Annotated in this window: 14 protein-coding genes and 1 pseudogene; 6 read left to right on the forward strand and 9 right to left on the reverse strand. The window is 73.1% G+C overall.

Annotated elements, in window-relative coordinates:
• Positions 1-12: 12 nt before the first annotated feature.
• The 3 genes from ACIP6U_RS28460 to ACIP6U_RS28470 form a co-directional block, all read right to left on the reverse strand.
• Positions 13-738 carry a GntR family transcriptional regulator gene (locus tag ACIP6U_RS28460; protein WP_401723359.1) on the reverse strand — a complete coding sequence of 242 codons (726 nt, stop codon included), beginning with the start codon at positions 736-738 and terminating at the stop codon, positions 13-15.
• A 130-nt stretch (positions 739-868) separates the two neighbouring features.
• Entirely contained in the window at positions 869-2,035 is a 1,167-nt protein-coding gene (locus ACIP6U_RS28465) for a serine hydrolase domain-containing protein (RefSeq protein WP_401723362.1), read from the reverse strand.
• 130 nt (positions 2,036-2,165) lie between these two features.
• A complete protein-coding gene (locus ACIP6U_RS28470; RefSeq protein WP_401723365.1) occupies positions 2,166-3,134 on the reverse strand; it encodes an acetylxylan esterase in 969 nt (322 codons plus the stop codon).
• A gap of 103 nt (positions 3,135-3,237) precedes the next feature.
• Between ACIP6U_RS28470 and ACIP6U_RS28475 the strand changes: the two genes are divergently transcribed.
• Complete coding sequence (locus tag ACIP6U_RS28475) at positions 3,238-4,596, forward strand: 8-oxoguanine deaminase (protein ID WP_401723367.1); 1,359 nt, start codon at positions 3,238-3,240, stop codon at positions 4,594-4,596.
• A gap of 26 nt (positions 4,597-4,622) precedes the next feature.
• Here ACIP6U_RS28475 and ACIP6U_RS28480 read toward each other — a convergent pair whose 3' ends face one another.
• The 3 genes from ACIP6U_RS28480 to ACIP6U_RS28490 all read right to left on the reverse strand — a co-directional run bounded on the left by ACIP6U_RS28480 (position 4,623) and on the right by ACIP6U_RS28490 (position 6,778).
• On the reverse strand, positions 4,623-5,207 hold the full coding sequence (locus ACIP6U_RS28480) for a hypothetical protein (protein ID WP_401723368.1): 585 nt from the start codon (positions 5,205-5,207) through the stop codon (positions 4,623-4,625).
• 190 nt (positions 5,208-5,397) lie between these two features.
• Positions 5,398-6,180 carry a ferredoxin reductase gene (locus ACIP6U_RS28485; protein ID WP_401723371.1) on the reverse strand — a complete coding sequence of 261 codons (783 nt, stop codon included), beginning with the start codon at positions 6,178-6,180 and terminating at the stop codon, positions 5,398-5,400.
• Positions 6,173-6,778, reverse strand: a complete 606-nt coding sequence (locus tag ACIP6U_RS28490) for a sulfite oxidase-like oxidoreductase (RefSeq protein ID WP_401723374.1) — start codon at positions 6,776-6,778, stop codon at positions 6,173-6,175. Before ACIP6U_RS28490 ends, ACIP6U_RS28485 begins: the two co-directional genes overlap by 8 nt.
• A 216-nt stretch (positions 6,779-6,994) precedes the next feature.
• Between ACIP6U_RS28490 and ACIP6U_RS28495 the strand changes: the two genes are divergently transcribed.
• The gene (locus ACIP6U_RS28495) at positions 6,995-7,921 is read left to right on the forward strand and encodes an NADP-dependent oxidoreductase (RefSeq protein ID WP_401723376.1); all 927 of its coding nucleotides are present in this window, start codon (positions 6,995-6,997) and stop codon (positions 7,919-7,921) included.
• Positions 7,922-7,926: 5 nt separating this feature from the next.
• Positions 7,927-8,703 carry a GNAT family N-acetyltransferase gene (locus ACIP6U_RS28500; protein WP_401723882.1) on the forward strand — a complete coding sequence of 259 codons (777 nt, stop codon included), beginning with the start codon at positions 7,927-7,929 and terminating at the stop codon, positions 8,701-8,703.
• Here ACIP6U_RS28500 and ACIP6U_RS28505 read toward each other — a convergent pair.
• Positions 8,676-9,104, reverse strand: a complete 429-nt coding sequence (locus ACIP6U_RS28505) for a MarR family winged helix-turn-helix transcriptional regulator (protein ID WP_401723379.1) — start codon at positions 9,102-9,104, stop codon at positions 8,676-8,678. The two genes, ACIP6U_RS28500 and ACIP6U_RS28505, sit on opposite strands and share 28 nt — an antisense overlap.
• A gap of 251 nt (positions 9,105-9,355) precedes the next feature.
• On the opposite strand from ACIP6U_RS28505, the gene ACIP6U_RS28510 reads away from it, so the two are divergent.
• The 3 genes and pseudogenes from ACIP6U_RS28510 to ACIP6U_RS28520 all read left to right on the forward strand — a co-directional run.
• On the forward strand, positions 9,356-10,144 hold the full coding sequence (locus ACIP6U_RS28510) for a putative protein N(5)-glutamine methyltransferase (RefSeq protein WP_401723381.1): 789 nt from the start codon (positions 9,356-9,358) through the stop codon (positions 10,142-10,144).
• 45 nt (positions 10,145-10,189) lie between these two features.
• Positions 10,190-10,327: a hypothetical protein gene (locus ACIP6U_RS28515; protein ID WP_401723915.1), complete on the forward strand. Its 138-nt coding sequence runs from the start codon at positions 10,190-10,192 to the stop codon at positions 10,325-10,327.
• 38 nt (positions 10,328-10,365) lie between these two features.
• Positions 10,366-10,509: pseudogene (locus ACIP6U_RS28520) on the forward strand (putative protein N(5)-glutamine methyltransferase); the annotation flags it as partial.
• A gap of 9 nt (positions 10,510-10,518) precedes the next feature.
• On the opposite strand, the gene ACIP6U_RS28525 reads toward ACIP6U_RS28520, so the two are convergent.
• Both ACIP6U_RS28525 and ACIP6U_RS28530 read right to left on the reverse strand, forming a co-directional pair.
• Complete coding sequence (locus ACIP6U_RS28525) at positions 10,519-11,280, reverse strand: hypothetical protein (protein WP_401723383.1); 762 nt, start codon at positions 11,278-11,280, stop codon at positions 10,519-10,521.
• Positions 11,281-11,385: 105 nt separating this feature from the next.
• Entirely contained in the window at positions 11,386-13,461 is a 2,076-nt protein-coding gene (locus tag ACIP6U_RS28530) for a SpoIIE family protein phosphatase (protein ID WP_401723386.1), read from the reverse strand.
• Positions 13,462-13,571 lie beyond the last annotated feature (110 nt).

Here is a 13,571-nt window from a genome sequence, read left to right on the forward strand (position 1 = left end):
GTCCGCTACCGGTCAGCCCGCCGCGGGAAGGGTGAACTCGTAGACCAGGGCGTCCTGTTGGGCGTCCACGAGGAGGTCGGTGATCTCCAGGGGGCGGGCGTACTGATCGTGCACGCGCCGGGTGACCAGGACCGAGGGCGCGTCCGCGAGCCGGGTGATGGAGTCCCGGTGGTGCAGGGTCAGGCCCGCCTTGCGCATCCAGTCGTAGGTACGCCGGAGTTGGGCCGACGCGGCGCCGTCGGCACGGTCGCGGTAGCGGCCCAGCTCCTCGACCTCCGAGAGCGCGACCGCGGAGAATGACGTCACCGCCGTACGCCGGCCGCGGCCGTCCGCGTCCGCGGACTCGTAGCGGTGCACCAGGGTGGGCCGGTGCGGGGCGAGCCCCAACGCCTCGGCGTGCGCGGGCGGGGGAGTCTCCCAGGTGACCGAGGTCCGGTCGGCGCCCGGCTCCGCGGCCCGGGCACCGACCGGGAACGTCAGCGCGGCCGGCGTCTCGACCGGCAGCCCCGGCAGCGTGGTGTGACTGCCGCGCCGGTCGGTGGCGACCAGCCCGTCCCGGCGCAGCACCTCCAGGGCCTGCCGCACGGTCTCCCTGCTGACGCCGAAGCGCTCGGCCAGCCGCCGCTCGCTGGGCAGCCGCCCGCCGGGTGGCCCGTTGCGCAGCTCTTCGAGCAGCTCCGTCGCGACGCGCCAGTACAGCGGCTGTGTTTCGGAGACCGGGTGATCGGTGCGGGCCATGCCGCGCCTCCTGTTGGTGACGTTCCGTAGCCGTGCGGGCTCATTGCGCCACAAGGTCTAGCATTGGTCTAAACCAGCAGGGAAGGGCGGTCGGCCGGTTCGGCCGAAACAAGCCCGCGCGGATCACCGTTCAGAGGGCGCTGTACAGGGCGTCCACCAGTGCCATCTTCCGTGGGTCGTCCGCGATATGAGGCCCCATGCGGTTCATGACGTAGCCGAGCGATACCCCCGCGTCCGGGTCGGCAAGTCCGCAGGAACCACCGAAGCCGTCGTGTCCGAAAGCGCGCGGGTTGGGTCCGTAGGAGCCGTTCGGGCCGCTCAGCCACAGCCCGAGCGCGACCTCCGTCTCGTGCTCGAACCCGGCACCGAGCACCAGATCGCGGCAACTGCCCTGCCCCTCCCGGACCCGCTCGGCCGCCTCGGCGGACAGCACCCGGTGGCCGCCGTACGAGCCCCGGCCCGCGAGCACCCCGTAGAGCGTGGCGACGGCCCGTGCCGTGCCGTGGCCGTTGGCGGCCGGGATCTCGGCCGCCCGCCACTCGGGCGAGTTGGCCTCGGTCGCGCCCGCCAGGGGGTTGGTCAGCGCCGCGATCGCCACGGGCGTCAACTGGCTGAAGATCGCGGCCTGTTCGCTCGCCGACGCGACCGGCGGATGCATCAGCTCGGCGGCCCGGCCGGCCTCCTTCTCCGGCAGCCCGATCGTGAAGTCGACACCGAGCGGCCCGGTCACCTCCCGCTCCAGGAACGCCCCCGGCAGCAGCCCCGAGACCCGGCGCACCACCTCACCGACCAGGAAGCCGTACGTCAGCGCGTGGTACCCGGACACCGTGCCCGGCTCCCACCACGGCTCCGTCGCCGCGAGCCGCCGCGTGGTGAACTCCCAGTCGTAGAGCTGCTCCAGCGAGTGCGGCTCACACAGTCCGGCCAGCCCCGCGCGGTGGGACAGCAGATGCCGTACGAGGACGTTCTCCTTGCCCGCCGCGGCGAACTCGGGCCAGTACGCGGCCACCGGAGCGTCGAGGTCGAGCAGGCCCCGGTCGGCGAGGATGTGCGCGCACAGCGCGACCGGACCCTTCGACGTCGACCACACGTTGACCAGGGTGTCCCGCTCCCAGGGCCGCGTGCGCGCCCCGTCGGCCCACCCGCCCCACAGGTCCACCACGACCTCGCCGCCGACGGTGACCGTGACGGCGGCGCCGAGTTCGTCCCGGTCGCGGAAGTTCTCCTCGAAGGCCGTCCGCACCGCCGCGAACCGCTCGTCGCAGTCGCCGTGCACCGTGGGTTCGCGCTCCGCCATGGGGACCTCCGTCGTCCGCGCAGCCCCGGACCGCGACGCTGCGACCCGGGCGAAGCCGAACGTACCGACTGGTCGGACTGGACGGAAGAGTGACGCGACGACAACCTCTCGGCGTGGCGAAAGCCGCCGCTCAGCCGAACGACCGCAGCCAGCGCAGCTTCGTCGCCTCCTGGTAGGGGCCGCCGCCCTCATGGTCGTTGAAGTCGTACACCTCGATCGCCTTGTCCTCGTGCGCCCAGGCGTTGAAGGCCGCGAACACGGTGGAGGGCGGGCAGGTCTGGTCCTCAAGTGCGGCCGAGAACAGGGCCGGCGCGCTGCCGCGGGCGGCGAAGTGGACGGCGTCGAAGTAGGAGAGCGTGCGCAGGGCGTCCTCGCTGCGGCCGCGGTGGGTCTTGAGGAACAGGCCGATCTCGCGGTAGGGGTGACGGTCCGTCAGGGTCGCCGCGCGCGGGTAGTCGCACAGGAACGGCACGTCCGGCGCGATCGCGACCAGGTCCGGGACCAGCCCGCCGACGGCGATCGTGATCCCGCCGCCCTGGCTCGCGCCGAGAACCGTGGTACGTGAGGCGTCGGTCAGCGGGTGCGAGCGGGCGGCCTCCACGGCCCGCACGGCGTCGGTGAACACCCGGCGGTAGTAGTAGTTCTCGGGCGCGTCGATGCCCCGCGTCATGAAGCCGGGGTACGCGGGCGCGCCGCCCACCGGGTCCGGGGTGCCGCCCCCGCCGCCCCAGGCGCTGCCCTGGCCACGAGTGTCCATCACGAAGTGCGCCCGGCCCGTCGACGCCCACAGCAGGTTCTCGTGCGGCAGCCCGCGCCCGCCTCCGTAGCCGATGAACTCCACGACCAGCGGCAGCGGTTCGGTCGCTCCGGCGGGCAGCCGCAGCCAGCCCTTCACCGGGTGCCCGCCGAAGCCGGCGAACGTCACGTCGTACACCTGGACCGTGGACAGGCCCGTGTCGACCGGTTCGCACCGGGCGTCCAGGTCGTGTTCCCGGGCCTCCTGCAAGGTCTTGGACCAGAACACGTCGAAGTCGTCGGGCTCGGTGGACGCGCTGCGGTACTCGTGGAGCTCGTCGAGGGGGAGGTCGAACAGGGCCATGCAGGACCGCCTTTGTGAAGGGACAGCGTGGATGATCACACCGTACGTGTGACCTCGGAGGACTCGCCAGGCCTTTGTCGTACCCCCTGTCTACGATGGCGCCATGACGTCAGCCGTGGATCTGCTGGTCAAGGACGCCGGACTGCTGCTCGTGGACGGGGAGCGGGAGATCCCGGGCGGCTGGGCGGCCGTCACGGGCGGCCGGGTCACCGCCGTGGGCACCGCGGGCAGCGAACCCGAGGCCCGTGCGACCGTCTCCGCCGCCGGCCGGCTGGTCACACCGGGGCTGGTCAACACGCATCACCACATCTACCAGAACCTCACCCGCTCCTACGCCCCCGCCGTGAACGGCACCCTCTTCGACTGGCTGACCACGCTCTACCCGCTGTGGGCCGCCCTCGACGAGGAGGCCGCCTACGTGTCCGCGTACGTCGGCATGGCCGAGCTGCTGATGGGCGGCTGCACCACGTCCTCCGACCACCTGTACGTGCACCCGCGCCCGAACCTCGTCGACGCCGAGATCCGCGCCGCCCGCGACATCGGCTTCCGCTTCCACGCCACCCGGGGCTCGATGACCCGCTCCGTCGAGGACGGGGGACTGCCGCCGAGGAGTGTCACCCAGACCACGGACGAGGTGCTCGCCGACAGCGAGCGGCTGATCAAGACCCACCACGATCCGAGGCCAGGCGCGCTGATCAGGGTCGCCCTCGCGCCCTGTTCGCCGTTCTCGGTGACCAAGGAGGTGATGACGGCGACGGCCGAACTCGCCGAGCGCCACGACGTACGCCTGCACACGCACCTCGCCGAGGACCGCGACGAGGACACGTACTGCCTGGAGACCTACGGCTGCCGTCCCGTCGAGTACTTCGAGGACACCGGCTGGATGACCGACCGCACCTGGGTCGCGCACTGCATCTACCCGAACGACGACGAACTGCGCAGGCTCGGCGCCCTGGGCGTCGGCGTGGCGCACTGCCCGAGCTCCAACATGCTGATCGGCGGCGGCACCGCGCGCGTGAAGGAGATGCGGGACCTCGGGCTGCCGGTCGGCATCGGCTGCGACGGCTCCGCCTCCACCGACCACGCCTCGCTCTGGATGGAGACCCGCAACGCCCTGCTCCTGGGCCGCTATCGGGGCGGTCCAGGCGCCATGACCGCGCGCGACGCCCTCGACCTCGCGACCCGCGGTTCGGCGCGATGCCTCGGCCGCGCCGACGAGTTGGGGCATCTTCGGCCGGGCGCGTGTGCCGACCTGGTCGTCTGGGACCTGCACGAGGTCGCCCTGGCCGGCGCGTTGAGCGATCCCGTCGAGGCGTGGCTGCGCTGCGGACCGGCAAGGGCGTGGACGACGGTGGTCGGGGGCCGGGTCCTGGTCGACCGGGGCGAACCGGTGCTGCCGGGGCTGGCGGACGCGCTGCGGGACCACGGGCGGATCGCGCGGCGGATGCAAGGGGTCGGCTGAGGCGGTGGCTCCGTCGCCGGGGGCGTCTACACCCCGCGCCGCGTCCACTCCGGCTCGGTGCGTGCCCACTCCCGTTCCCACTCCAGCAGGCGGTTGCGGTGGGCCGTATGACGAATCAAGGTCCCGCCGAGCAGCGTCAGGGCCAGTGTGCCGCCCGCCGCGCAGATGCCGAGGCTCACGGTGTGCTGCCAGATCTCGCTCACGCCCGGCGGTGGGGCGACGGCCCGGCCCTCCGAGTCGAACCACACCTTGACGGTGTCCCCGTGCCGCGTGCCCGACGGGACCCGGGCCGTGGCCGTGTGGACTCCGGTGACGGGATCGGTCCAGCGCACGTCCACGCGGTACGGGTGCTCCCGCCTGCTCTGCGTCGTGGGCAGCGTGACGGGCGTCTTCCCCACCACCTCGGCCCGTACCTGTCGGCGCTCGGCCCGCTGGGCCGCCGCGACCGACCGTGCCTCGTCGTGCGCCCACCAGCCCACGAGCGCTCCCGCGAGCGGGGCGCCGACGAACAGCAGGACCGCGACCGCCAGTGCCGTCCACGCCTCCACGACGTCCGACCGGCGGCGCAGTGGATTGCGCCGCCACCGCCAGCCGCGCACCCGGGTTCGCATGCCGACCTCCTCGACGTGACCTGAGCCGGAGGAGCCGTACCGTGTCCGGTCCGCATCGTCCCTCGGCAGCGCCTGTGTGTACGCGTGCGTACACGCATGCTGTTACCCCGAAGTCCGCACAACGTTCAGTGCAGGACCGGCCGGAAATCGCCAAGTAGATGCTGACTGAAGGAAAATCGGCCGAGAAGCGTCAGCCGAAGCGTTCGATCCGGATCCGGTCCACCGGCTGCCCGGCCGCGACCAGCAGCCGCGAGGCATGCTCGGCGAACGCGTTCGAGCCGCACACGTAGGCCTCCCACCCACCGGGCGGCAACTCCGCCAGCAGCGGCGCCACATGGGCGGCGGCCAGCCGCCCCACCGGCACACCACGCGGCGCGCCCCGCGTGAACACCGGCGTCGTCTCGGTGCCGAACTCCCGCGCATAGATGAGCTGTTCAGGGTCGCGTGCAGACACCAGCAGTCGCAACGGCACCGACAGGCCTTGCGCCCTGTGGTGCCGGACCATCGACATCAGCGGTACGACCCCGGAGCCGGCGCCGAGCAGCAGTGCGGGCCGGTCGCCCGGCCAGGCGAAGAAGCCGCTCACCGGGCCGCGCACCTCGACCCGGTCGCCGGGCCTGGCCTCGGTGTGGAACCAGCCCGAGACCTCGCCGCCCTCGACGTGGTCCAGGGTCAGCTCGATGTGCCCGGAGTCGTCGGGCGCGGACGCGATCGAGTAGTGGCGCTGGGCCGTGTAGCCGTCCGCGGCCGTCAGCCGCAGCATCAGGTGCTGGCCGGGCAGATGTCCCGTCCAGGCGGGCACCGCGAACCGGAAGGTGGCGGCGCGCGGAGTCTCGCGGCGGATCGCGGTCAGCGTGGCGGACTGCCAGTCGGCGGCGGCCTGCTCGCTGACGGCGATCCGGCCGGGCACGGCGAATCGCGTCGCGGGCGTGAAGGGCGTACGACGCGTCGAAGGCGCGGAGGTCTCAGTCACCGGCGTACCGCTGCTCGGCCCAGGGGTTACCCCGCGCGTGGTAGCCGTTCCGTTCCCAGAACCCCGGTTCGTCGTGGTCGAGGAGCCGGATGCCGGCGATCCACTTGGCGCTCTTCCAGAAGTACAGGTGCGGCACCAACAGCCGCGCAGGACCGCCGTGTTCGGGGGCGAGCGGCTGACCCTCGTACTCGAACGCGATCCAGGCCCGTCCGCCGGTCAGGTCCGCGAGCGGGAGGTTGGCGGTGTACCCCGTGTGCGAGTAGGCGACGGCATGGGTGGCCGACGCGTGCGGACGCACCACGTCGAGGAAGGCGTCCAGGGACACGCCCCCGAACCGCACCCCGAACTTCGACCAGCTCGTCACGCAGTGGATGTCACCCGCGTACGCCGACGCGGGCAGCGTGTGCGCCCGCTCCCAGTCCCAGGTGTGCGGCCGCTCGACCAGGCCGTCGATCCGGAACGTCCAGTCGGCGGCTGTCAGCTCGGGCGTGACCTCGGCGGACAGGACGGGCCAGTCGTCGCCCGCGTCGTACTGGCCCGGCGGCAGGCCCGGATTGTGGACGCGGGGGCGCCCGGTGAAGCCTCGGGTGACGTTCATACGGATCCAGCGGTGCGGGTGCGGAGTGCTTGCGTGTTCAACCGTACGTCCATGTCAGGTGTGGCCCGACCACGGGCGCCCCGCGATCATTAAGGCTGTGTGAAGTGTCCCGGCCTCCGGGAATAGCCGTCCGGCGATCTTCCTTGGACGAGACGTGCCGGTTCCGGTGGCCCGGACGACCGCCGGACCGGTGACCGTGAAGGGAGAGTGGGAGCAATGCCGAAGGCGTACGTCTACACGCGGCACGGCGGCCCGGATACCGAGGCGCTCGTCGACGTGGAGCGGCCCCGCCCGGGTGCGGGCCAGATCCTGGTGGCGGTGCGCGCCGCCGGAGTGAACCCCGTCGACTGGAAGCTGCGCGGGGGCTACCGCCGCCCAGGCGAGAGCGAGAAGACGGCCTTCCCCGTCGTGCTCGGCGGCGAGGTCTCCGGTGTCGTCGAGGAGACCGGTGAGGGCGTGACCGGATTCGCCGTCGGCGACGAGGTCTTCGGCAACACCGTGGCCGGGGGATACGCCGAGTACGCCCTGCTGCCCGCGGCGGTCACCGCGCGCAAGCCCGCCGACCTGAGCTTCACCGACGCGGCCACGCTGCCGATCGCCGCGGCCACCGCGTACGACGGTGTCCGCCAGCTCGACCTGCCCGCGGGCGCGACCCTGCTGGTCACCGGCGCGGGCGGCGGCGTGGGAGCCGCGGCGCTGCAGATCGCCCGGGCCTTCGGCCTGCGGACCGTGGGCCTCGCGAGCGAGGGCAAGAAGGACTTCGTCGAGGCACTCGGCGCCGTGCACGTGCCCTCCGGTCCCGGCTTCGCCAAGCGGGTGCGCGCCGCCGCGCCGGACGGCGTGGACGGGGTGTACGACCTGGTCGGCGACCCGGTCCTCACCGAGGCGGCCACCCTGCTCACCGACCGGTCCAAGCTGATCACCGCGGGCGCCCCGCCCCAGACCGTGGCCGACCTGGGCGGCTCCCGCGTCGAACGCGCCCGTACGTCCGCCGTCCTCGACGAACTCGCGCGGCTCGTCCTGGCCGGCGAGCTGGATCCGCATGTCACACAGACCTTCCCGCTGGCACAGGCCGGTGAGGCGCTGCGCACGGTCGAGGACGGCCACGCCCGGGGCAAGATCGTGGTCGAGGTCGCCGGATGAGCGACATGAACGGTACGGACGCGAGCGGCCCGACCGGTTCGGGCGCCGGTGGCCCGAACACCGTCGCCGGCACGGCCCACGTCCTCGACAACCCCGCCCTCGGCGCCCTGACCGGCCCGCACGCGCACTTCGCCGAGCGGCAGGGGCGGGTGCTGCGCTACCCGGCCGACGTGTCGCCGTGGCTGGCGCTGCCCGAGGACACCGACGCCGAGGACTGGGCGGATGTCGCGGCCCTCGCGGGTCCCGGCGCCGAGATCGCGCTGCCGGGCTTCCGGGGCGAGGTCCCGGAGAGCTGGGAGGTCACCTTCCGGATCGACGGCGTGCAGCTCGTCGACGACGGCCTGGCCACCGCGCCGGAACCGGAGGCCGTCCTGCTCGGCCCCGCCGACGTGCCCGAGATGCTCGACCTGGTCGAACGGACCAGGCCAGGACCCTTCCTGCCGCGGACCATAGAGATGGGCACCTACCTGGGGATCCGCCGTGACGGCGCGCTCATCGCCATGGCGGGGGAGCGGCTGCACCCGCCCGGCTGGACCGAGATCAGCGCCGTCTGCACCGACCCCGCCTTCCGCGGCGAGGGCCTGGCGACCCGGCTGATCCGCGCCGTCGCCCACGGCATCAGGGAGCGCGGCGAGACGCCCTTCCTGCACACGGGAGCACAGAACACCACCGCCATCCGGCTGTACGAGGCCCTCGGCTTCCGACTGCGCCGCAGGATCGTCTTCCTCGGGGTCCGGGTGCCCCAGACGCTGGGTCAGTCCGCGGCGGTACCCGCGTTGTAGCGCTCCAGATAGGCGGCGAACCGCTTCAGGTCCTCCTCCGGCCAGTCCGCCAGCCGTTCCCGGAAGGCGGTGCGGCGGCTGCGGGTGACCTGGGCGAGGATCTCCCGGCCCGCGTCCGTCAGGTGCAGCGTCTGGACCCGGTGGTCGTCCGGGTCCGGGTGCCGCCCGATCAGCCCGGCCCGCTCCAGCGCGGACACCTGCCGGCTGACCGTGGACTTGTCCAGCGCGTAGTGCGCCGCCAGGTCGGTGGCCCGGCAGCCGCCGCTCTCCTCCAGATGTCCGAGCAGCGTGTACGAGACCAGCGACAGCTCGGGATGCATCCGTCCGGCGGAGGCCCGGGCACGGCGGGCGAACGCCGTCATCTCGCGCTGGATGACCTCCACGGCCTCGGCCGCGTCCATGGGACCTCCCTCACTGGCTCACCTGGTTGCACAGTACAACTGGGCCGGTGGCCGCCGCCCTTCGGCCGTTCCCGACGCTGGGGTAGGGTGTGCGGGTCCGGCCGGGGTCCGTCCCGGCCGCCGTTCCTTGGAGGTGAGACCCATTACCGCTGTTCAGGTCGGGTGCTCTCGCCTCGTAGCGACGACACGGATCACCGCTCGCCGGTGACCGCGGGAGCGCCCTTCGGATCACCGAAAGGCTCTCGGCTTTCATGCCCCCTCACGCTTCCCCCGCTCTGCTGTCCACAGTCGTCACCGCCCTGCGTTCCGCCGGCTGTGTCTTCGCCGAGGACGAGGCGGAGCTGATACTCGCCGGCGCGCGCACCCCGGACGAGGTCACCGCCCTCACCGACCGCCGGATCGCCGGCGAGCCCCTCGAACAGGTCCTCGGCTGGGCCGGCTTCCACGGACTGCGCGTCACCGTCGAACCGGGCGTCTTCGTGCCCCGCCGCCGCACCGAGTTCCTCGTCGACCAGGCGCTGGCCCAGCACCCGCACGCGGCCGTGGTGGTCGACCTGTGCTGCGGCTCCGGCGCGGTCGGCGCCGCCCTGGCCGCCGCACTCGGCGCCGTGGAACTGCACGCCGCCGACATCGACCCCCCGGCCGTGCGCTGCGCCCGCCGCAACATCGCCGCGTACGGCGGTCACGTGCACACCGGCGACCTGTACGAGGCCCTCCCCGCCGCGCTGCGCGGCCGGGTCGACATCCTCGCCGCCAACGTCCCGTACGTCCCCACCGACGAGATCGCCCTGCTGCCCGCCGAGGCCCGCGACCACGAACCGCGCACCGCGCTGGACGGCGGCTCCGACGGACTCGACCTGCTGCGCCGGGTCGCCGCCGGGGCGTCCGACTGGCTCGCCCCCGGCGGCTGCCTACTCGTCGAGACCGGCGAGCACCAGGCCGACGCGGCACTCGCCGCTTTTGCCGGCGGCGCATTGACGGCTCGCCTGGCCACGGACGAGGAGTTGTACGCCCACGTCGTGATCGGCGTCATGGGCTGACAGACCGGGTCCTGTCGTCGTGCGTCTTCGACGGCCGCGCCCCTGGTGGCTTGCCTGTACGTCGACGCGGTCGAGCACCAGGCCGACGCGGCACTCGTCGTCCGTGGCGAGGCGGGCCTGACCTCCCGTCTCGCCACGGACGAGGAGTTGTACGCGCACGTCGTCATCGGCGTCATGGGCTGACGGACCGGGTCCTGTGGTCGTGCGTCTTCGACGGCCGCGCCCCTGGTGGCTGCCTGCTCGTCGAGACCGGCGAGCACCAGGCCGACGCGGCACTCGTCGTCCGTGGCGAGGCGGGCCTGACCTCCCGTCTCGCCACGGGCGAGGAGTTGTACGCCCACGTCGTGATCGGCGTCAGGGCCTGACCGGACGGGTCACGTCGTGGCGCCGCTGTCCGACGGGGAGGGCGGCGCGGAGGGGGAGGGCGGCAGCCAGCTGTGCGGGCCGCCTCGGTCCGGGCCCCCGCGCCGGTCGCCGTCCGGGCCGCCCTTGTGGTCCCAGGTGCCCATGAGGGCGTTGGTCGCGGTCCTGGTGCCGTCGTCGGCGCGGGTGCCGGCCAGGAAGGCGGTCTCGCCCTTCTTGAGGTCGTCCGCGCCGGAGCCCTTGGCGCCGTCGTGGAACACGGTGGCGTCCGAGGGCACCGTCCAGACCCACGCGGCGCCGTCGCCGCTCTTCACGGTCACCTGGTCGCCGTCGACCTTCTCGACCGTGCCGCGCTGCCAGACCCGTACCACCCACTTGCCGGTGTCCTGGTCCTTGACGGTCGCCTCGCCGTGCGCGCCCATGCCGCCGAGCCCGAACCAGCGGCCGCCGCCGTGCCGCTCGCCGGGACCGTCCGGCGACGGGGACGCCGAGGCCGAGGCCGACGCGGCCGCCGGCGAGGCACTCTCGCCGGAGCCGCCGGACGTGGCCGCGAAGGCGACCGTGCCGCCGACGGCCAGGACCGCCACGGTAGTTGCCGCGATCACCGCCCGCGCCCGGCCGGACCGGTGCCGCCAGACCCGGTCCCAGGTGGGACCCGGTGAGCGCTCGGCGCCGCCCGGGCCCGTCATCACTTCCCAGTCGGATGTCTCACCGAAAGGCCGCTCGGGCGGCTCGCCCCCGGCGGTGGGCTGCTGGTCCGGTTCGTGCGTCACGGCAAGCTCCCATCGGCCCGGCACCCCTGTGCCACGCCTAGCTGTGATTGTGGGATGCGCCCGATAAGGAGCAGGTAATCAAGAGCTGTGAGAACGGCTCCGCGGTCACTCACGTCCGTCCTGTTTCTGCACGCGCGCGATGAGCAGTGCCACGTCGTCGGAGTTGTCGGGCTGGTGGAGCGTGCGCAGCAGGAGGTCGCAGACCTCCTCCAACGGTCGGTCGGGGCCCTCGAGCAAGGACAGCAGCGCGTCCAGACGCTCGTCCAGGGGATGTTGGCGGGTCTCCACGAGTCCGTCGGTGTAGAACACGAGCCGGTCGCCGGGTTCGAGGTCGATCTCGGTCGTGGAGAAGGCCACCCCGCCCACGCCCAGCGGCGCCCCAGTGGGCAGGTCGAGCAGCTCGGGGGGCCGCCCCTCGCGCAGCCGGACCGGTGGCAGATGCCCCGCGTTGGCGATCCGGCACTGCCGCAGCTCCGGGTCGTGGACGGCGTACACACAGGTCGCGATGGAGTGGTCGAGGTCCTGTGTGATGCGGTCGAGGTGGTCCAGGAGCCGGGCCGGGTCCAGGTCCAGGGAGGCCAGTGTGGTCGTCGCGGTGCGCAGCCGGCCCATGGTCGCGGCGGCGTTGATGCCGCTGCCCATCACGTCGCCGACCACCAGCGCGGTCTTGCGGCCGTCCAGCGGGATGACGTCGAACCAGTCGCCGCCGACCTCGGTGGTGGCGCCGGCGGGCTGGTACCGGGAGGCGACCTCCAGGCCGCCGATCACCGGTGGGTGGCTGGGCAGCAGGCTGCGCTGAAGGGTCAGGGCGGTGTCGCGGGCGTTCTGGTACCAGCGGGCGTTGTCGATCTGCACCGCCGCCCGCGCCGCCAGTTCCCGCGCGAGCAGCAGGTCGTCGTCGCTGAACGGCAGCGGATTGCGGGTGCGCTTGAGGTCCAGGGCGCCGAGCACCTCGCCCCGCGCGATCAGCGGCACCGCGAGATAGGAGTGCACGCCCGCCCGGGACAGCAGTTCGGCGGCCTCGGGGGAGCGGGCGATCCGCGGCAGGTCGTCCGCCCCGACCCGCGCCACCAGCACCGGGGCGCCCGTCCGGACGCACTCGGTGACCAGGCGGTCGGGGCCGTACCGGGCCACCTGCCCCGGCGGGTCGGCCGCCCGCAGCGCCTCGGGCGCGTCCTCCGCCTGCACGGCCAGCGCCCGGATCACCGCATGCTCGGCGGGGCCCAGGCTGCTGCGCCGGCCGTCGACCACCGCCTCCAGCAGGTCGACGGCCGCGATGTCGGCGAGTTCGGGCACTGCCACGTCGGCCAGTTCGCAGGCGGTGCGGTCCAGTTCGAGGGTGGTGCCGATGCGCGCGGAGGCGTCCGCGATGAGCGCCAGCCGCCGGCGCGCGGCCTCGGCCTCGACGCCCGCGCGGTGCTGCTCGGTGATGTCCACGACCGATCCGGCGACGCCGATGACCGTGCCGACCGCGTCCTCCAGGCGGTAGAGCGAGATCGTCCAGACGTGCTCGTCGTCCGGATCGGCCGGCGTACGGCCGACGGTCTGGCGGTCGACGATCGGGCAGCCGGTCTCCAGCACCCGCCGGGCCGCGGACTCGATCGCCTCGACGTCCAGATGCGGCAGCACCTCGCGGAAGGTGCGGCCGATGTGCTCCGCGGCCGGAATGCCGTTGATCCGTTCCAGCGCCGGATTGACCGAGACGTACCGCAGATCGGTGTCCAGGACGGCGAGGCCGACCGGCGACTGCGCGACCAGCCGGGTGGACAGCGCCACGTCCCGCTCAAGGCGCCGTACCGTCGACTGGTCGGCGCACAGGCCGAGCGCGAAGATGTCGCCCTGTTCGTCAAGGAGCCGCATGTTGCGGAACTCCACGAGCCGCGTGCTGCCGTCCTTGCGCCGGATGGGGAAGGCACCGGCCCAGCTCTGCCCCGTGAGCATGACGTCGGCGAACAGCTTGACGACCAGGTCGAGATGCTGCTCGTCGACCATGATCCGGGCCGCGTACTTCCCGAGCGCCTCGTCCGCGGAGTAGCCGAACAGCTCCTCCGCCAGGGGGCTCCACAGCACGATGTGGCCCTTGGCGTCCAGCACCACCGAGGCCACGCGCAGCACGTCGAGCAGCCCGCTCGGTCCTACCGACCCGTCGCTCCCGGCCGGTGGAATCCCAGGTGCTCTCATTCCACGCACCGCCTTCGCCCCTTCGACGCGGCACGCCGTCCCCCGTGCCGACACCCCTGTTCTACCGCGCTCAACCGTCTCTGTGACGCTTTGGCCGCTCTCCTCCACCA

This window comes from Streptomyces sp. NPDC088794 (assembly GCF_044750545.1).
Taxonomy (GTDB): domain Bacteria; phylum Actinomycetota; class Actinomycetes; order Streptomycetales; family Streptomycetaceae; genus Streptomyces.

Bases quoted from the DNA above. Each gene is read 5' to 3' on its own strand.
- ACIP6U_RS28460 (WP_401723359.1), bottom strand. From the start codon at position 738: ATGGCCCGCACCGATCACCCGGTCTCCGAAACACAGCCGCTGTACTGG.
- ACIP6U_RS28465 (WP_401723362.1), bottom strand. From the start codon at position 2,035: ATGGCGGAGCGCGAACCCACGGTGCACGGCGACTGCGACGAGCGGTTC.
- ACIP6U_RS28470 (WP_401723365.1), bottom strand. From the start codon at position 3,134: ATGGCCCTGTTCGACCTCCCCCTCGACGAGCTCCACGAGTACCGCAGC.
- ACIP6U_RS28475 (WP_401723367.1), top strand. From the start codon at position 3,238: ATGACGTCAGCCGTGGATCTGCTGGTCAAGGACGCCGGACTGCTGCTC.
- ACIP6U_RS28480 (WP_401723368.1), bottom strand. From the start codon at position 5,207: ATGCGAACCCGGGTGCGCGGCTGGCGGTGGCGGCGCAATCCACTGCGC.
- ACIP6U_RS28490 (WP_401723374.1), bottom strand. From the start codon at position 6,778: ATGAACGTCACCCGAGGCTTCACCGGGCGCCCCCGCGTCCACAATCCG.
- ACIP6U_RS28495 (WP_401723376.1), top strand. From the start codon at position 6,995: ATGCCGAAGGCGTACGTCTACACGCGGCACGGCGGCCCGGATACCGAG.
- ACIP6U_RS28500 (WP_401723882.1), top strand. From the start codon at position 7,927: ATGAACGGTACGGACGCGAGCGGCCCGACCGGTTCGGGCGCCGGTGGC.
- ACIP6U_RS28505 (WP_401723379.1), bottom strand. From the start codon at position 9,104: ATGGACGCGGCCGAGGCCGTGGAGGTCATCCAGCGCGAGATGACGGCG.
- ACIP6U_RS28510 (WP_401723381.1), top strand. From the start codon at position 9,356: ATGCCCCCTCACGCTTCCCCCGCTCTGCTGTCCACAGTCGTCACCGCC.
- ACIP6U_RS28530 (WP_401723386.1), bottom strand. From the start codon at position 13,461: ATGAGAGCACCTGGGATTCCACCGGCCGGGAGCGACGGGTCGGTAGGA.